The organism is Bacillus sp. MMSF_3353 (assembly GCF_030733445.1).
Lineage (GTDB): Bacteria > Bacillota > Bacilli > Bacillales > Bacillaceae_G > Bacillus_A > Bacillus_A wiedmannii.
In genome coordinates, this window is sequence record NZ_JASHJA010000009.1 from 68,773 (window position 1) to 84,275 (window position 15,503).

Annotated in this window: 25 protein-coding genes; 13 read left to right on the forward strand and 12 right to left on the reverse strand. The window is 34.7% G+C overall.

Features of this window, described 5'->3' with window-relative positions; translation table 11 throughout:
• Positions 1-3 precede the first annotated feature (3 nt).
• Positions 4-171, forward strand: coding sequence for a FeoB-associated Cys-rich membrane protein (locus RBB48_RS19185; RefSeq protein WP_000989599.1), 168 nt, complete (start codon positions 4-6; stop codon positions 169-171).
• 36 nt (positions 172-207) lie between these two features.
• On the opposite strand, the gene RBB48_RS19190 is transcribed toward RBB48_RS19185, so the two are convergent.
• On the reverse strand, positions 208-786 hold the full coding sequence (locus RBB48_RS19190; RefSeq protein WP_088064652.1) for a lipoprotein BA_5634 family protein: 579 nt from the start codon (positions 784-786) through the stop codon (positions 208-210).
• A gap of 404 nt (positions 787-1,190) precedes the next feature.
• Between RBB48_RS19190 and RBB48_RS19195 the strand changes: the two genes are divergently transcribed.
• The 5 genes from RBB48_RS19195 to RBB48_RS19215 all read left to right on the forward strand — a co-directional run bounded on the left by RBB48_RS19195 (position 1,191) and on the right by RBB48_RS19215 (position 4,013).
• Entirely contained in the window at positions 1,191-1,856 is a 666-nt protein-coding gene (locus RBB48_RS19195) for a PspA/IM30 family protein (protein ID WP_000110287.1), read from the forward strand.
• A gap of 79 nt (positions 1,857-1,935) precedes the next feature.
• Positions 1,936-2,340, forward strand: a complete 405-nt coding sequence (locus tag RBB48_RS19200; protein ID WP_000220323.1) for a DUF350 domain-containing protein — start codon at positions 1,936-1,938, stop codon at positions 2,338-2,340.
• Positions 2,341-2,361: 21 nt separating this feature from the next.
• Positions 2,362-2,868, forward strand: a complete 507-nt coding sequence (locus RBB48_RS19205; RefSeq protein WP_088064651.1) for a DUF4178 domain-containing protein — start codon at positions 2,362-2,364, stop codon at positions 2,866-2,868.
• A 12-nt stretch (positions 2,869-2,880) separates the two neighbouring features.
• Positions 2,881-3,696, forward strand: coding sequence for a DUF4247 domain-containing protein (locus RBB48_RS19210; RefSeq protein WP_000071201.1), 816 nt, complete (start codon positions 2,881-2,883; stop codon positions 3,694-3,696).
• Positions 3,697-3,794: 98 nt separating this feature from the next.
• Positions 3,795-4,013: a hypothetical protein gene (locus RBB48_RS19215; RefSeq protein WP_088064650.1), complete on the forward strand. Its 219-nt coding sequence runs from the start codon at positions 3,795-3,797 to the stop codon at positions 4,011-4,013.
• A gap of 109 nt (positions 4,014-4,122) precedes the next feature.
• Here the strand turns inward: RBB48_RS19215 and RBB48_RS19220 are convergent, their stop codons facing one another.
• Both RBB48_RS19220 and RBB48_RS19225 read right to left on the reverse strand, forming a co-directional pair.
• Positions 4,123-4,995: a YitT family protein gene (locus tag RBB48_RS19220; protein ID WP_088064649.1), complete on the reverse strand. Its 873-nt coding sequence runs from the start codon at positions 4,993-4,995 to the stop codon at positions 4,123-4,125.
• A gap of 187 nt (positions 4,996-5,182) precedes the next feature.
• Positions 5,183-6,217 carry a YdcF family protein gene (locus RBB48_RS19225; RefSeq protein ID WP_087984896.1) on the reverse strand — a complete coding sequence of 345 codons (1,035 nt, stop codon included), beginning with the start codon at positions 6,215-6,217 and terminating at the stop codon, positions 5,183-5,185.
• Positions 6,218-6,927: 710 nt separating this feature from the next.
• Between RBB48_RS19225 and RBB48_RS19230 the strand changes: the two genes are divergently transcribed.
• On the forward strand, positions 6,928-7,758 hold the full coding sequence (locus RBB48_RS19230; protein ID WP_088064648.1) for an S-layer homology domain-containing protein: 831 nt from the start codon (positions 6,928-6,930) through the stop codon (positions 7,756-7,758).
• A gap of 82 nt (positions 7,759-7,840) precedes the next feature.
• Positions 7,841-8,074 carry a spore germination protein gene (locus RBB48_RS19235; RefSeq protein WP_033657613.1) on the forward strand — a complete coding sequence of 78 codons (234 nt, stop codon included), beginning with the start codon at positions 7,841-7,843 and terminating at the stop codon, positions 8,072-8,074.
• 166 nt (positions 8,075-8,240) lie between these two features.
• On the opposite strand, the gene cydB is transcribed toward RBB48_RS19235, so the two are convergent.
• Together cydB and cydA are read right to left on the reverse strand one after the other, a co-directional pair.
• Positions 8,241-9,269, reverse strand: coding sequence for a cytochrome d ubiquinol oxidase subunit II (gene cydB, locus RBB48_RS19240; RefSeq protein WP_088064647.1), 1,029 nt, complete (start codon positions 9,267-9,269; stop codon positions 8,241-8,243).
• Positions 9,259-10,608, reverse strand: coding sequence for a cytochrome ubiquinol oxidase subunit I (gene cydA, locus RBB48_RS19245; RefSeq protein ID WP_048541033.1), 1,350 nt, complete (start codon positions 10,606-10,608; stop codon positions 9,259-9,261). The genes cydB and cydA overlap by 11 nt, the downstream gene beginning before the upstream one ends.
• Before the next feature lie 224 nt (positions 10,609-10,832).
• Between cydA and RBB48_RS19250 the strand changes: the two genes are divergently transcribed.
• On the forward strand, positions 10,833-11,396 hold the full coding sequence (locus tag RBB48_RS19250) for a beta-class carbonic anhydrase (RefSeq protein WP_000838167.1): 564 nt from the start codon (positions 10,833-10,835) through the stop codon (positions 11,394-11,396).
• Here the strand turns inward: RBB48_RS19250 and yidD are convergent.
• The gene (gene yidD / locus RBB48_RS19255) at positions 11,393-11,629 is read right to left on the reverse strand and encodes a membrane protein insertion efficiency factor YidD (RefSeq protein ID WP_000809334.1); all 237 of its coding nucleotides are present in this window, start codon (positions 11,627-11,629) and stop codon (positions 11,393-11,395) included. The genes RBB48_RS19250 and yidD overlap by 4 nt on opposite strands.
• A gap of 128 nt (positions 11,630-11,757) precedes the next feature.
• On the opposite strand from yidD, the gene luxS reads away from it, so the two are divergent.
• Positions 11,758-12,231, forward strand: a complete 474-nt coding sequence (luxS, locus tag RBB48_RS19260; protein ID WP_001141371.1) for an S-ribosylhomocysteine lyase LuxS — start codon at positions 11,758-11,760, stop codon at positions 12,229-12,231.
• Positions 12,232-12,458: 227 nt separating this feature from the next.
• Here luxS and RBB48_RS19265 read toward each other — a convergent pair whose 3' ends face one another.
• Genes RBB48_RS19265 through ytzI form a run of 6 tightly spaced genes read right to left on the reverse strand, consistent with a single transcriptional unit; the run spans position 12,459 to position 13,840 of the window.
• On the reverse strand, positions 12,459-12,689 hold the full coding sequence (locus tag RBB48_RS19265; RefSeq protein ID WP_088064646.1) for a YczI family protein: 231 nt from the start codon (positions 12,687-12,689) through the stop codon (positions 12,459-12,461).
• An 11-nt stretch (positions 12,690-12,700) separates the two neighbouring features.
• The gene (locus tag RBB48_RS19270) at positions 12,701-12,940 is read right to left on the reverse strand and encodes a hypothetical protein (RefSeq protein WP_088064645.1); all 240 of its coding nucleotides are present in this window, start codon (positions 12,938-12,940) and stop codon (positions 12,701-12,703) included.
• Positions 12,941-12,964: 24 nt separating this feature from the next.
• Positions 12,965-13,198, reverse strand: a complete 234-nt coding sequence (locus tag RBB48_RS19275; RefSeq protein WP_088064644.1) for a DUF3953 domain-containing protein — start codon at positions 13,196-13,198, stop codon at positions 12,965-12,967.
• Positions 13,199-13,226: 28 nt separating this feature from the next.
• The gene (locus RBB48_RS19280) at positions 13,227-13,457 is read right to left on the reverse strand and encodes a YczI family protein (protein WP_088064643.1); all 231 of its coding nucleotides are present in this window, start codon (positions 13,455-13,457) and stop codon (positions 13,227-13,229) included.
• A gap of 43 nt (positions 13,458-13,500) precedes the next feature.
• Positions 13,501-13,698 (reverse strand): DUF3953 domain-containing protein, encoded by a 198-nt coding sequence (locus RBB48_RS19285; protein WP_088064693.1) that lies wholly within the window; start codon positions 13,696-13,698, stop codon positions 13,501-13,503.
• A complete protein-coding gene (gene ytzI, locus RBB48_RS19290; RefSeq protein WP_000472802.1) occupies positions 13,691-13,840 on the reverse strand; it encodes a YtzI protein in 150 nt (49 codons plus the stop codon). Before ytzI ends, RBB48_RS19285 begins: the two co-directional genes overlap by 8 nt.
• Positions 13,841-13,923: 83 nt before the next feature.
• On the opposite strand from ytzI, the gene RBB48_RS19295 reads away from it, so the two are divergent.
• The 3 genes from RBB48_RS19295 to RBB48_RS19305 all read left to right on the forward strand — a co-directional run bounded on the left by RBB48_RS19295 (position 13,924) and on the right by RBB48_RS19305 (position 15,454).
• Positions 13,924-14,241 (forward strand): hypothetical protein, encoded by a 318-nt coding sequence (locus RBB48_RS19295; RefSeq protein WP_000448410.1) that lies wholly within the window; start codon positions 13,924-13,926, stop codon positions 14,239-14,241.
• Between the two features lie 84 nt (positions 14,242-14,325).
• Positions 14,326-14,805, forward strand: coding sequence for an antimutator 8-oxo-(dGTP/GTP)ase (gene mutTA, locus RBB48_RS19300; protein WP_000276386.1), 480 nt, complete (start codon positions 14,326-14,328; stop codon positions 14,803-14,805).
• A gap of 112 nt (positions 14,806-14,917) precedes the next feature.
• Positions 14,918-15,454: a DUF3267 domain-containing protein gene (locus RBB48_RS19305; protein WP_087984890.1), complete on the forward strand. Its 537-nt coding sequence runs from the start codon at positions 14,918-14,920 to the stop codon at positions 15,452-15,454.
• Positions 15,455-15,503 lie beyond the last annotated feature (49 nt).

Genomic DNA, 15,503 nt, shown 5'->3' on the forward strand with positions numbered 1-15,503 from the left:
AGAGTGATGGTCAATATTATAATCGGAGCTATCATTTTTGGTTATGCAGCATACACGTTAGTTAATTTTGTAAAGAGAAGTAAAAAGGGAAAATGCGCAGCATGTTCTTTAAATAAATCATGTCAGTCGCAAACTTGTAGTCCGGATATGGAGCAAGTTGCTCATAAATAGAAAAAAGCTTTGCGAATTTCGCAAAGCTTTTTTGTTTTACCTTTTAATTTTTACAAGTTGAGAAGCTTCTACACCGTTGTAGCCAGGGAATTCTTTACTAGGGTCTTTATCGAATTTTAATACCCCAACAGATTTTTCATCGCCTTTTACATTTACGTAAGTTGCATCATCAACAATCGCGAACATGTCGGCATATGCACGTCCACTTCCGATAATTGTATTGCCTTCGTATTTTAATTTTGCCCCATCAAGTGTAGCATTTTCTACTTTTTCTTTAGCAAATAATACACCTTGTTCTGCTGTTACAGCTGGTAATTTATTAAGTGGTTTCGTGTCGTCTTTTTCATCAACTTTGCTAAGTAACTCTTTCTTCACCAGTTCTTCACCAGTTTTCTTATCCATAACAAGAACTTTTTTACCCTCTAATGTAGTCATTTTCATTTTATAGAAGTCTTTTTCTTTCACTTCTTTTTTGTTTTTATCTGTAATTTGTTGAACTTGTTCTTCTGATCCGTACAGTACAAAACCGTTTGCTTTCTCTCCTAATAAAGAACAACCTGATAATGCTCCGAATGAAATTGCTGCTGCTAATCCGATGCCTACTAATTTTTTCATGATGATTTCTCCTTTTTATATGTTTTATTGTAAATACAGTTTTTGTATTAGTTCTGAAATGATGAGAAGCTTGTTCGTTGCTTCTGGTATTAGTGTATAAGAAATATTGCAACGTAACTATCGAGTTAGCTTACAGTAACATTACAATAATGTAATTTAGTGAAAGTGCATAAAAATAAGTCAATTCTGAAGAGGGTTAATGAGAATATATTAGGAATACAATGTTTTATATAGAATGTCATATTATATTGGCTGTATTTTGGAAATAACATGTAAGGACATATTAGTTTTGTTATAATAAACACGTAGGCTGTAAAAATGAATATTCTTTACTGTTAAGGGAGATTTTTCAGTTTTCCAAGTAGTGAATTTGAAATATGAGGTAAGTCATAGGAGGAATTAGAATGTCTGTATTTAAACGATTACGAGATTTAACAATGTCGAATGTATATTCATTAATTGAAAAAGCGGAAGATCCAGTTAAGATGACGGATCAATATTTACGCGATATGCAAGCGGATGTACAAGAAGCTGAGAAAAGTGTAGCAGCTCAAATTGCACTTGAGAAGAAATTCAAAATATTATTTGAAGAGCAAGAAGCACTTGTGAAAAAACGTGAAGAGCAAGCTCATATGGCTGTTCAAGCAAGCAATCTTGATCTTGCACGTCGTGCTCTTGAAGAAAAACAAAACGCAGAGCAAAAGATGAATGAGTATAAAGCAAGCTATGAGCAAAACAAAGCTGCTGCCGATAATCTTCGCCTGAAGCTAGAAGAAATGCGTAAGCAATTAACAGAGCTGAAAAATAAACGTGAAACACTTGTAGCACGTGTAAATGCGGCGAAAGCACAAAAGAATATTAATCAGGCGATGTCTGGATTTGATTCAAATTCAGCAAAAGCTGGTTTAAGTCGTATGGAAGAGAAAGCTCTTCAATTAGAAGCTGAAGCAGAAGCAAGTGGTGAAGTGTATAAAAAAGAAAAGTCATTAGATGATGAATTCGCAAGCTTAAACAAAAATTCTGCTGTTGACGATGAATTAGCTCGTATTATGAAGCAGTATGAGAAATAATATAGAATAGACAAAGAAACCGACATGTCTGAAGAGAATTCATGTCGGTTTTCTATTACATTTTAGAGGAGGTTTTGCAATGACATGGACAAATGTGTTAGCCATGCTTGTATGGACTGGAGCAAGTGCAGTACTTTTATTTGCAATTATGTGGGTTGATTCAATTTTTACTAAATACAATGATTTAAAAGAAATAAAGAATGGGAATACAGCTGTAACAACGCGTTTCGTTATGAAATTATTCGCGCAAGGGTACATTTTATCTCAATCCATAACGAAAGCAAATGACTTATGGCAAGCGCTACTTGCATCAGCAGTTTCTTTCGTTATTTTATTAGTGGTAGAAATGTTTATCGAATTTGTGTTAAAGAAAATGTCCGGTTTAGATTTAGAAGAAGGTACGAAAGAAGGCAGTGTTGCGCATGCGATGTTGGCCGGATCATTACATATCGTTGGTGCACTTATTTTAGGTGCTTGTTTATAAAGAGAGAAGGAGGGGTAAATCATGAGTTTATTTAAACGAATTAAAAATATAATGAAGAGCCCAGAACCGTCGAAACCGGAGAAGAGTTTGTTAACGTTAGCTCCTGGCGATATGATTGAAGTTTCATTAGTCATGTACGAATTAACTGGGAAAACGAGTATGCATTCTCGTAAAGAAATTGTTTTAACACTGCAAGACGGGAAAGATATTCGTTATTTAAAAATTGAAGATCGTGAAAATACGTATTACAAATTATATACACCAATCGATGGTCGTTTAGATTCAATTGATGAAGTTCCGACGACAATTGAAATGGATGATACAGAGTACCATATGGAAGAGCAATATAACGGACGTGTTGTTGTGATGGGGAAAACACCATTCTCTGCTTCAGAGGAACAGTACGTATGGGAATTCCAATCAGATAACCGAAAATTATTACGTATTGAATGGCAAAATGGTCGCACAATGATGTATGAGGGAGAAGCAATTATTCCTGCTGATGTACAAATTATAAGAGCAACGTAAGGGGGCGTAATCATGTCAAACCGATTGTTTACCATGATTAAATCGTTCGTAATCCCTATACTTGCTATCGTTCTATTACTTGTTGTTGCTGGATATGCCTTATCAGGTTGTCAAGGCGGACAGACAAAGTCGATTCAAGACCGTTATCCACTAGAATCTGTCGCAAAAGAAGGTAAACAAGAATCTTACGTGTATAGGGCCGCCAATCGGTCAGTTCCTGAAGTCGCAAAGGAACTCATTAATGAAAGAGAACCGAAGCAAGCATCTAAAGAAGACGAAAATCAAATGTTCCTCGTTTATTCTGATAAGATTTATAACTTGCAAAAGGATAAAGAGAAACCTTCTGATACGTTAATTGAAATAAGTAATAAAGAATTTGTCCGTCAAAATTACCAACCATCCTTCCTGCAAGGATATATTATGGGAAGTATTTTAAACGATATATTCGGTTCACGAAAATCATCATACGGTGATTATCGCGGATATAATGACAGACAAAATCATAAACCGGTTATTCCAGAGAGACCGCCTACGAAAGAAGAAAAGAAAACCCCGCCTCCAATTACGAAGGAAGGGAAAGGATCTATCATTAAGCGAGGCGATAATGTAGATTCGAAACCTTCCGTAGGAGATACAGGAAGTATTACGAAAAAAGGAAGTAGTACGCCTCCGCCTTCTACTGGAAGCAAAGGAAAAATTACAAAAACACCAGGTGGCTCGAGCGGATCAGATGTGAAGCCGAAATCATCTATTAAAACGCCGCCAAGGAATACATCTCCTCCGAAAACGAGGGTCGGTGGTTCAGGAAAAATTACGAAGAGAAGATAGGTATAGAGGCCGAAAAGGAGAAGTTGCTTTTCGGTCTTTTTATTATGGAAATTAATTCCTTGTAGCTGGTACAATTAAGTTATAAGGAGGAAATTAGTATGACTATATATAAAAGGTTTAGTTTGATTATGTTCCTCGTTTTATTCCTCAGTTTGTTTATTAGCACAACGATGAAATTTCACTTTGTAGTAGGTATTCTATGGATACTATGTACATGTACTCTTTTTCTATATGTTCCGCTGCGCTTTCAACATGAAGTGCCTGCCTTTCAAAAATACGTAGCATGGATTAAGAGAGGAAGAAGATGGGGAGAGTAAAATTATATCAGCGATTATTGAAATATATCGACTTACCGACAACGACCGCAACTTCATAATAAGAAGAGGGTGTGCCAAATTGTTGGCACACCCTCTTTATTCATGATGATTAATGAATATCACGTTTCTTAAAGTTACCGCCTTTTACTTCTGCTACGTCATAAACTGTAATAAAGGCCTGTGGATCGATTTCATTAATAAGTTCTTTCATTTTACTTTCTTCTAAACGGTTAATTACACAAGAAATTTCTTTGAATTTCTCTCTTGAATAACCACCGTATACTTCGTTATATGTTGCACTTCGGCCTAAACGATCACGAATTGTTTCTACCATTAATTCAGGCTCTTTCGTAATGATTTTAAATGCTTTCGAACCACTTAAACCAACTTCAACGATATGAATCACTTTCGAAGCAATAAAGTAAGCAATTGCCGAAAGGATAGCTCCTTGAAGACCGAATACTGTTGATACGAAAATAAATACGAACATGTTTAAGAATAAAATAAGGTCACTTGTTCCAAAAGGTAACTTACGAGAAAGCAATACAGCTAGCATATCGATTCCATCTAATGCGCCGCCGTTACGTAATGCTAGTCCCATACCGAAACCGATAATAATACCACCAACAACTGTAACAAGTAGTGTATCGCCTTCAATAATAGCTGGTATTCCGTGCATAACAACAGTACCTACTGCTAATGAAGCAATCCCGATAATGGAATAAATAGCAAAGCTTTTACCGATTTGCTTATATCCTAACCAAACGAAAGGAATGTTAATAACTGCGATTAGAGCTCCTAATGGCAATCCAAATAATCTTGAACTAACGATACTTAAACCAGTCACACCACCGTCTGATACGTTATTTGGAATTAATACTGCTTCTAATCCGTACGCTGTGATAAATGCCCCAATAATAATCATCAAAGCTTTTGAAGCAATTTTTAGCTTATTGGGCTTGTTTTTGATAATTTTCTCCATGTAATTTCCTCGTTTCAAACTAGTTTCTTATTTGTTACGTCATTCACACCTAACTTCCATTTTAACATTTAATTTGAAAAATTTCTCCTTTAATGGATGTATGCAGGGGATATTATGACCATACTCACTTTAAAATATTTTTGAAGTGAGTATAAGAAATCCCATCCTTTCAAAGGATGGGAGACTATTAAGAAATGATAAAACTAAGCACGGATAGGAATAAAGAAAATCCTAAAATAGCTCCGCAAACTTTCATATGACGTTTACGTCCCATCACAACGATTGCGACATACTCACGAATCATTGCATTAGGCCAGTAATAAAATGCAGTTTTTGATCCGATTCCTTGGCTATTAAGCCCCGCTTGTCTTGCATATATACCAGCGCGGAAAAGATGGAAATTATTCGTTGTAAAAATACTTCTATACTTACCTTCAGGTTTTAAAGACTCCATAATTTCTTTAGAGAACGACATATTTTGATATGTGTTTACAGAGCGATTTTCTTGCACTGTATGTTCAAGCGGGATTCCTTTTTCAACAGCGTACTTTTGCATCGCTTCCGCTTCTGGAAGACCTTCATCTGGACCTTGTCCACCAGAGAAAATGATTGTTGGTGGTGTATTCACAGCGGCTTGTTTCCAGTAAAAGTCGATTGCTTTATGAATACGACTTGCAAGTAAAGGCGGTACTTTATCATTAATTAAGCCGCTACCAAGAACGATGATGAAATCTTGATTACGCCTTGGTCTGTTGAATTGATATAGAAAATAAGCGCTTAAGAAGTTAGATAAGTGTATAAAGAAATATAAGGTTATAAGAGAAATTCCACCAAAAATAGGTTGCAAATGCGGTGAGAAGAAACTTGCTGGACTTATGAAAAAGAATAATATACAGAATAAAATACCTAAAGCAGCAATGAGTGTTAAACAGTTAGTGAACCGTCGTCCTTCTCGTTTCATTAAAATTCTCGCATTCAGAAATAGCCCAAACATTAAAGCAACAACACCGAAAGGAATCATAAGAATAAGTGCTAAAATAGGTAAAATTATACTATAGCGTAGGACATCAATACTTGAATTTACAGATATAATCACACAAAAAAGAAGGAAAAAACAGAAAAAAACATTAAATAAAAAGCCGTTTATTATTTTTCGCGGATCCTTTAAGTAAGAGATAAGAAAAATAATAAACAATATAAGAGGAATAATTCCAAAATACATAAATATAGTACACCTCAATTTGTATAATAATTTGACATACCCTTTATATTACATGATTTTATAATTGAAAATGAAAGAAAAAATGATTTAGAATTTTCTCAATAAAATATATAGATACATATGTTACAATGTATGGAAAGCGATATATTAAAAGTAAAATGGTTGAAAAGGCACTCTATGGAGTGTCTTTTCTTTTTTTCATGTAATTATGCATATTATATTTATTTTCAAGTGAAGAGGATTAAAATATAAGTGGTAGGCAGACTATATAAAGCAGAATTTCTTACAAACATTTCCCTCTACTTTTTGTATCTAACAATCGTATAACAATAAATAATTCTGTTTTATAGCGTCTGTTTATGAAAGGTGCCCTCTTTGAAGGCACCTTTTTATTGTTTCATGTAGATACTTTTCACTGTTGATATAGTGGAAAGTATCTATACTAAACATTAGCAATCTTCCGTATAAATATTATCAATTTACTATATATTCCAGTGGTGTTAACCTACATATGAAAGGCTTTCTTTTTCAAAATATTACCCCTAATAAATTTTTGAAGAAGTCAACTGTCTCCAAAACTGCCATTCATGCTTAGCAAAAAAGAATCCTTTTGGATTCTTTTTTGTGTTCGACATAATGTGACAAAATATATTTAAATAATTTGTTATATTGTTAAATGGTTATTATAGGAAAGAAAAGGAGACTTAAGTATGGGATTTAAAAAATTAATTTTAACAGGTGCAATTGTTGCAACTACAGCATTTACTTCAATTGGAACAGCGCAGGCAAGTGCAGATTTTAAAGATGTTCCAAACAATCATTGGTCTTATAAAGCGATTATGGATTTAGCAAATAAAAACGTTGTTGCTGGATACGGAAATGGGATTTTTGGATTTGGTGATGATGTAACACGTGAGCAAGTTGCAGCTCTTATGTTCCGTCATTTAAAACCGACAGTAAAAGAACAGTATAACAATCCGTATAAAGATGTTACGGATCGTTCAACTATGTTTAAAAAAGAGATTCTTGCTTTAACAGAGATGGGTGTATTCGTTGGAGATAACACAGGAAAATTTAGACCGAAAGATTCGTTAACTCGTGAAGAAATGGCACAAATTTTGACAAGGGGATTCCAATTGCAAATAAGAGGCGATCATAATTTCCCGGATGTAGATAGAAATGGATGGGCGAATCCTGCGATTACTGCAATTAAATCAAATTATATTACGGCTGGAACTGGTGATGGTAAATTCGCACCTAAAATGCATGTAAGTCGTGAGCAATACGTTCAGTTCTTATATAATGCAACGTTACCATTTGAAGAAAGACCAGGAGCAAAACAACCACAACCAGAAGTGAAGCCAGAAGTAAAACCAGAAGTAAAACCTGAAGTGAAACCGGATCCGAAACGTTTTGCTAATTGTAAAGAAGCAAACGATGCTGGATATTATGACATTACAAGAGATAGTCCATATTATGGTAAGCATTTAGATCGTGATGGCGATGGAATTGCTTGTGAGAAAAAGAAAAAAGGTAAATAAGAAAAAGCACTCAGTTTGAGTGCTTTTTCTTATGGAAACATGCTATTTTTTTAGGCGGTTCTCATAAAATAAAAGTAAGGAAATGAAAGTAGGTGACAAAATGCCGTCAGTTGTGGAAGGCGTTATTATTGAAAACTGTAACGGAACGATTAATTTAGGAGATAAATATAACGTGCAGCCGATTGAAAAAACGAAAGCCTATAATGGATCAGGATCATCGAATACAGGAAAAAAAGTACAAACATTTAGTGGTATTAGTACAGCAGATGTAAGGGATAGCGATGCGAACGATCAAGGAATACAGTTTACTTTATAGATAAATATGTAAAATTGCATAAAATGATGAACGTGCCCTGTGCTACAATCTAGCTGTGAGCTGTTCATGATTCTTCTGTATTATAGTTGTTAGATTGGAAATATAACATCTTATCAAAAATCATACGTACAAAAAAGACACTTCAAACGAAGTGTCTTTTTTTATTTTAGTGATACCCTTTAGCAGAGTCTTTATGAATTTTATTTTTAAAGATACTGTAGCTCCAAAGTTGATATCCAATAACAATTGGTACCATAACCATTGCAACGAAGAACATAATTTTTAAGTTTAATTGACTACCAGCTGCGTTATATAGCGTTGTACTATAAGCATCATTAATACGAGATGGTAACATTCTTGGGAACATACCTGCAAATCCAGTTGTCATAAACATTGCGATTGTTAAACAAACGAATGTGAATGCGAGACCTATATTATGTTTGTACACCATAATAAGTGCGAGTACACTCATTAACATGGCAAGTACCGGAAGAATGAATAGTACCGGATATTCTGTGAAGTTTTGGAATAAATTTGTACGATTTGCAGTTGCTACATAGAAAATAGCTAAAATGATAGCAGCTGCCATTGAAAATGGTCTTGCGATTTTATAAGCACGATCAGATACTTCACCAGTTGTTTTAATCATAACCCAAAGGGCGCCAGATACGACGAATATAGCAGTGAAGAACAGACCACCTAAAATACCATAATGATTTAGTAAGCTTAGTAAATTTCCTTCATAGCCATTTTTTCCGATTTGTAGTCCGTAATAAAGGTTAGCGAACGTAACACCGAATAAGAAGGCGATTAGGAAACTACCAATTGTAAATGCCCATTTACAAGTTTTTTGCCAAATTGGTGAATCGTCTTTATGCATAAATTCAAGTCCGGCAGCACGAGCAAACAGTGCGAGTAATACTAAAAATAGTGGTGTATATAGGTAACTAAACATATTTGCATATGTGACTGGGAAGGCAGCAAATGTTGCGCCACCAGCTGTAATTAACCATACTTCATTACCACCCCAGAATGGGCCGATTGCTTCTTGTAATTGATTTCGTTCTTGTCGGTCTTTCGCAACGAAAGGAAAAATCATTCCGTTACCAAGTGCATATCCATCAAGAATGAAGTAAACTGTCCAAATCACGCCCCATAAACAAAACCAGATAATTGCAAGCATATCATGAGACATGAGCTGCACCTCCCTCAGTAGCAGGTTCTTCTAATGCTGCTGGTCCTTTTTTCGCGAACTTTAGCATTAAGTATACGTCTGCGATTAAAAGTAATGTGTAGAACAAGATTAAACTAATTAATGAGAACCAAATTTGTGGAACAGATATAGGTGATACAGATTCTGCTGTACGCATTAGTTTATAAACTGTCCATGGTTGACGACCTACTTCGGCAACAATCCAACCAGCGTTAATTGCGATATATGGTAGTAAGACAGACCATATTGTAATTTTTAAATAACGTTTTGAGTTTTCTAGTTTTCCTTTTCGGTTTAAGTAGAAACCGTACCAAGTTAATGCCATAAAGAACATACCAAGTGCAACCATTAAGCGGAAGCTATAGTACACGAGGTTAACATTTGGACGTTCATCTTTCGGGATATCTTTTAAACCAACAATTTCGCCATTAAATGAGTTTGTATAGAAGAAACTCCCTAGTTTCGGAATAGTAAGGAATTCAAAGTTCTTTTCGTTTTTTACATCAGGAATTTGAACAATCGAAAAGCCTTGTCCTTTTCCAGTTTCCCAAACTGCTTCCATCGCAGCTCCTTTAGCTGGTTGATATTTAGCTGCTGATACACCAGACTGATGACCCATAAACGGTGTAACAGTTGCAGCGAATAAACCTAACATTAAACCAAATTTAAATGATTTTTTGAAGAATTCCACTTCATTTTTACGTAATAAATGATAGGCGCTAATTGCCATAACGAAGAAAGCACCAACGATATAACAACCAATTACAGTATGGAAGAACATGTTCCAAGCATATGGATTTGTCACAAGTGCCCAGAAATCATTTAATTCAGCGCGGCCGTTACGTACGACGTAGCCAACAGGATTTTGCATAAAACCGTTTGCTGTAATAATCCAAAGGGCGGAAATATTTGTTCCAAGTGCAACCATCCACATACAGAAGGCACGGAACTTTGGTGAAATTTTGTCTTTACCGAATAACCATATTCCCATGAAAGTAGATTCTAAGAAGAAGGCAACGAGTGCTTCGATTGCGAGAGGTGATCCGAAAATATCTCCCATATATTTGGAGTACTCAGACCAGTTTGTTCCAAATTGGAATTCCATCGTAATCCCAGTTATAATCCCCATTACGAAGTTAATTGTAAATAATTTACCCCAGAAATTTGCCATTTTGCGGTATGTTGGATTCAATGTGCGGGCGTATTGAGTTTCCATACATGCTACTAAAATAACAAGTCCGATTGTCAAAGGTACAAATAAAAAGTGATAAAAAATAGTAATTGCAAATTGAAAACGACTCAGTAACAGAACGTCGGACATAATGAAAATTCACTCCTTTTTTACATTATCTACAATCAGTTTATAGTGAAAATACGTTTTAAATAGGAGGGACTTGTTACAAAGGTGTGTGTATATTTTGAAAGAATTATGTCGGTTATCTGAAAATATCTTATTTTCACTATAAAGTAATATCCTTTTTGAGTTTTTTAAATTTTGGTACACTATATAAGTAATGTAAATGAGAGAAAAGAGGGTTCTTTACTATGAAGTCATTAGAAGAGATTTTACAATACAATGAAAAATTCGTTGAAGAAAAAAAATACGAAGAGTACGAAACAGGTAAATTTCCAAACAAAAAGATGGTAATTATCTCTTGTATGGATACTCGTCTTGTTGAATTATTACCGAAAGCGATGAATATGCGTAACGGTGATGTGAAAATTATTAAAGTAGCAGGCGCTGTTATTTCACATCCGTTTGGAAGTATTATGCGTAGTATTTTAGTTGCTGTATATGAACTTGGTGCTGATGAGGTTTGTGTAGTTGGTCACCACGATTGTGGTATGGCAAAAATTCAAGCAAGCAGTACAATTGAGAAGATGAAAGAGCGCGGTATAACAGAAGAGAAATTAGATACACTTCGTTATTCTGGAATCGATTTAGAAAGATTCCTACAAGGATTCTCTAGTGTAGAAGAAAGTGTAGAACATAGCGTATCAATACTTCGCAACCATCCATTACTTCCTGAAGAAGTACCTGTTCACGGTCTTGTTATAGATCCTGACACAGGAAAATTAGATTTAGTTGTGAATGGTTACGACAATTAAGAATTTACTTTGTCATCCTTTTTATCTGGGACAGGATCAAATCCTCCCGGGTGGAAAGGGTGACATTTTAATATACGCTTGCATGTAAGCCAAAACCCTTTCAGAGCACCATGTTTTTGAAATGCTTCTAATCCATAATGAGAGCAAGTTGGGTAAAAGCGGCACGTTGGTGGTGTCATTGGAGAAATGAATTTTTGATAAAAGCGTATAATCCCAATAAAAATCTGTTTCATAATGGTCTCCTTTTCAGCATAGTCTTAAAGTATTATAGCACGACTGTACATAATACTTTACTAATGTTGATTTCCGTTATATCATATTGGATATAACGGAATTAAATTAAAAGCGGGAGAGATGTTGTATGCCATCAGTAGAAAGCTTTGAATTAGATCATACGATTGTAAAGGCGCCTTATGTAAGACATTGCGGAGTTCACAACGTAGGTAGTGACGGTATTGTAAATAAATTCGATATTCGTTTTTGCCAACCGAATAAACAAGCAATGAAACCAGATGTTATTCATACGTTAGAACATTTATTAGCATTTAATTTACGTAAATATATTGATCGTTATCCGCATTTTGATATTATCGATATTTCACCAATGGGCTGCCAAACAGGATATTATCTTGTAGTAAGCGGAACACCAACGGTTCGAGAAATCATTGATTTATTAGAATTAACATTAAAAGATGCGGTTCAAATTACAGAAATTCCAGCTGCAAATGAAACACAGTGTGGCCAAGCGAAGCTTCACGACTTAGAAGGAGCACAACGCTTAATGAACTTCTGGTTAAGCCAAGATAAAGATGAACTTGAGAAAGTATTTGGATAAAAAGAAAAAACTGCCTGTGAAAGGGCAGTTTTTTTGTAACACGATGATAAATGAAATTATATCGACGATTTTTCGAATATATCGAACACAACTTGAAATATATCAACGATTTTTTTAATATATCGATGTTTCGAAACTGGATATCGACTTACCGACAAAAACTGCCAATAGTATGAATCAAATATAAAGAAGAGGCCGTCTAACATATGTGTTGGGCGGCCTCTTTTTTATGAAAGTATACTAGACACCCCAACATATAAAATAAAGGCAGAACCGAGAAAATAAACAAATGCTTTTGCTTTTTGCCGCTCTTTTATTTCATCGATTCCAAAAAGGATAAACATAATACTCAAAAGGATAAAAACGTATGGTAAAAGCATAGAGATATTTGCGAAGAAGCTAAATAGGGCGAGAATAAGAGCGATAGTAGCTATTATAATTCGAATGTTTTTAAACATATAATTCTCCTTTAAAAGAACATTATAAATGGAATAACAAAAACAATCGTAAAAAGACTTAAACCGATGCTAATAGCTCCAATTTGTTTTTGTTGTTTTTGAATCGTCTCAATTCCTACTAAAATGCCATATATACTAAAGAGGAACAAAATGATAGGTGAAAAGGTTTGAAAGTTCATTGTAAATGTGCTGTATAAACATAAGATTAAAGTAATAAAAACGATGGTTAGCTGTACTTTTCTTATATGCATTTTAACCTCCTAGTAGAAAAATAATTACCGAGAGACAAAAATTATAATAGCAACGATTAAAGTGAATACGCCAGAAAAGAAGGAGAGTGTACTATGTACTTTCTTTTGTTTCTGTTTTTCTTCTGCGCTCATGATGAAGGTCATAACAGATAAGGCGATGAGCATATAAGGCATTGTAACAAGTGCGTTTGTAAACATTCCGGATAAAGCGAGAGCGATGACGATAAGAGCCGATACAATTCGTAATGTTTTTAGCATACAAATCTCCACCTTTTAAATAGATTATTTACCGGAATATTTCTGAGAAGCCAAGCAGTAAAGCACCAGCTCCAGCCATGAAAGCAAGTATGCTGCTAGATTGTTTCTGTTTTTTTATTTCCTCTAAACCTATAGTGAAAGCCATAGCCCCTAAGAAAATGAACATGTAAGGCATAATGTCTCTGTTACCGCTAATAAATCCATAGATTGCTATAGATAAGGCGATAAGTGCAAAAGTAATTCGAACGCCTTTTAACATAAAAGCCCTCCTTCTAGTTTATGTAGGTAATGATGAGAACAATCTAAATGAAAGCACCTGCAACAATACAAATAAATCTAGTTCCTGAATCCTTTTTCCTGATTTGTTCAATGGTAATAAGAAGCAGTAAAACTCCTAATAGAGATTGTGAAAGTGGTAGAAAGTTATGTTGAAATGTCAGTAAATTAATACTGGATAGGATGTGGGCTAAAATAAGTAGTATATGAAGCGTATTATGAATTCTTCTTGCTGTTTTTTGTATAAGGATTATCTTCTGGCTTATCAACAGAATGTTTATAAGCGTAGCCTTTATTAATCGTCATGACGGAGAGTACTAGTATGACTAGGACGATTATAATACCGATAATTAATATTTTGAACATGGAATCCCTCCTTTTCTTTATTTTACATAATTTTGTAATTGATGAAAACAATAGAAATTAAAAGGATGAAAGAAGGGTGTTACATGGAGACGAAAAAAACATATTATATATCAATAGGAAACGGTCAAATTTCACAAGTGAAGACGGCGGATACGTATAATTTTGAGATTTCCGCAAGTGATGAGGAAATTACGGAGTTAAGAGAGTACTTTGATCAAGCATATGTAGAGGATTTAGGTTCATTTGTACGTTCTCACGTTCCATTTGTTGAGTATCATCACGATTCGAATAATGACCGATATGATGAACAACTACAAAAAGCATATAAAATGATTTACGATTTAGGTAATCATGAGACGAAAGAATTAGTCGCGCAAATGGGAATAATCAATGGATTGTAATTGGATAATATTATGCAGAAAAGCGAGAATATGCTACAATTTGTGGTAGGAAAAACTTGTAACCATCAATAGGGGAGTAATGGCATGTACAAATTTAAAGATTATTACCACAATACTGTACAATTATCGTTTGAACGTTATCCATTTTCTCCTGAGCCAAAGCATGTTTGGGTTGTATGCCGGTACGGGGATCAATGGTTATTAACGCATCATTTACGTCGCGGTCTTGAATTTCCAGGTGGTAAAGTAGAATTAGGGGAAACACCGGAAGAAGCGGCAGTTCGAGAGGTTCATGAAGAAACCGGCGGCATAGTTTCTGATTTAACTTACTTAGGACAATATAAAGTATCTGGAAAAGACAAAATAATCATTAAAAACATTTATTTTGCAACAATTAGTGCGGTAGAAGAACATACGCATTACGAAGAAACGAAAGGATCTGTTTTATTAACAGACATTCCTGATAACATTAAAACGGATAGAAAATTTAGCTTTATAATGCGTGACGATGTACTGGCGCGCACGATGAAACATATAGAAGAAATCGGCTGTTTTACGAAGTAAAGTGGCCGGTTTCTTTTTTTGTTTGTAAGAATAAATGTAAATATATCTTTACATCATTTTGGGTATATTATACAATTTTGTAAAGATATATTTACATTTTAGGAGGGGGAAGATGGATAAAAGAAAAGAAACGACTGTTACTGTTTCGATGGGGAAATTAAATTTCTATTCATGTTGTATAGCATTTGCTCTGGCGATTGGAGTTAGTTTTTTACATTCACTTCTTTCAGGTGAGTTTCAAATTGAAATTACGTTACCAACCTTGTTTCTTTTTATTATCGCAATGATTGTTCTTGTTTGTATTCATGAAGCGATACATTTAATAGGGTTTCGCTATATCGGTGGTGTTCCGTGGAGTGAACTGAAATGGGGTGTTAATTGGAAATTAGGTGTTGCATATGCTCATTCTAAACAGGCGATTACAGTAAAGCAAATGAAGAAAGTGTTAATGCTGCCGTTTTTACCAACTGGAATTTTGCCAATTGTAATTGGGTTAACTACGAATGTGCAATCCATCTCATTTTTAGGGATTTTACTAACAGCAGGTTGTATCGGTGACATTGCCCTATATCAAAAAGTTTCAAAGTTTCCAGATGGTGCGCAAGTTAAAGATCATCCGAGTAAACCGCAGTTTACAGTATATGAATAATAAAGGAAGGGGAGGCGTTTTTGAAAAACGGCCTCTTTTTTGTTTGTCA

Bases quoted from the DNA above. Each gene is read 5' to 3' on its own strand.
- RBB48_RS19200 (WP_000220323.1), top strand. From the start codon at position 1,936: ATGACATGGACAAATGTGTTAGCCATGCTTGTATGGACTGGAGCAAGT.
- RBB48_RS19210 (WP_000071201.1), top strand. From the start codon at position 2,881: ATGTCAAACCGATTGTTTACCATGATTAAATCGTTCGTAATCCCTATA.
- RBB48_RS19265 (WP_088064646.1), bottom strand. From the start codon at position 12,689: ATGTTTAAAAACATTCGAATTATAATAGCTACTATCGCTCTTATTCTC.
- RBB48_RS19250 (WP_000838167.1), top strand. From the start codon at position 10,833: ATGAAGTCATTAGAAGAGATTTTACAATACAATGAAAAATTCGTTGAA.
- cydA (WP_048541033.1), bottom strand. From the start codon at position 10,608: ATGTCCGACGTTCTGTTACTGAGTCGTTTTCAATTTGCAATTACTATT.
- RBB48_RS19225 (WP_087984896.1), bottom strand. From the start codon at position 6,217: ATGTATTTTGGAATTATTCCTCTTATATTGTTTATTATTTTTCTTATC.
- RBB48_RS19270 (WP_088064645.1), bottom strand. From the start codon at position 12,940: ATGCATATAAGAAAAGTACAGCTAACCATCGTTTTTATTACTTTAATC.
- RBB48_RS19295 (WP_000448410.1), top strand. From the start codon at position 13,924: ATGGAGACGAAAAAAACATATTATATATCAATAGGAAACGGTCAAATT.
- RBB48_RS19275 (WP_088064644.1), bottom strand. From the start codon at position 13,198: ATGCTAAAAACATTACGAATTGTATCGGCTCTTATCGTCATCGCTCTC.
- cydB (WP_088064647.1), bottom strand. From the start codon at position 9,269: ATGTCTCATGATATGCTTGCAATTATCTGGTTTTGTTTATGGGGCGTG.
- RBB48_RS19220 (WP_088064649.1), bottom strand. From the start codon at position 4,995: ATGGAGAAAATTATCAAAAACAAGCCCAATAAGCTAAAAATTGCTTCA.
- RBB48_RS19190 (WP_088064652.1), bottom strand. From the start codon at position 786: ATGAAAAAATTAGTAGGCATCGGATTAGCAGCAGCAATTTCATTCGGA.
- RBB48_RS19280 (WP_088064643.1), bottom strand. From the start codon at position 13,457: ATGTTAAAAGGCGTTCGAATTACTTTTGCACTTATCGCCTTATCTATA.
- yidD (WP_000809334.1), bottom strand. From the start codon at position 11,629: ATGAAACAGATTTTTATTGGGATTATACGCTTTTATCAAAAATTCATT.
- mutTA (WP_000276386.1), top strand. From the start codon at position 14,326: ATGTACAAATTTAAAGATTATTACCACAATACTGTACAATTATCGTTT.
- RBB48_RS19195 (WP_000110287.1), top strand. From the start codon at position 1,191: ATGTCTGTATTTAAACGATTACGAGATTTAACAATGTCGAATGTATAT.
- RBB48_RS19305 (WP_087984890.1), top strand. From the start codon at position 14,918: ATGGATAAAAGAAAAGAAACGACTGTTACTGTTTCGATGGGGAAATTA.
- luxS (WP_001141371.1), top strand. From the start codon at position 11,758: ATGCCATCAGTAGAAAGCTTTGAATTAGATCATACGATTGTAAAGGCG.
- RBB48_RS19230 (WP_088064648.1), top strand. From the start codon at position 6,928: ATGGGATTTAAAAAATTAATTTTAACAGGTGCAATTGTTGCAACTACA.
- RBB48_RS19205 (WP_088064651.1), top strand. From the start codon at position 2,362: ATGAGTTTATTTAAACGAATTAAAAATATAATGAAGAGCCCAGAACCG.
- ytzI (WP_000472802.1), bottom strand. From the start codon at position 13,840: ATGTTCAAAATATTAATTATCGGTATTATAATCGTCCTAGTCATACTA.
- RBB48_RS19215 (WP_088064650.1), top strand. From the start codon at position 3,795: ATGACTATATATAAAAGGTTTAGTTTGATTATGTTCCTCGTTTTATTC.
- RBB48_RS19235 (WP_033657613.1), top strand. From the start codon at position 7,841: ATGAAAGTAGGTGACAAAATGCCGTCAGTTGTGGAAGGCGTTATTATT.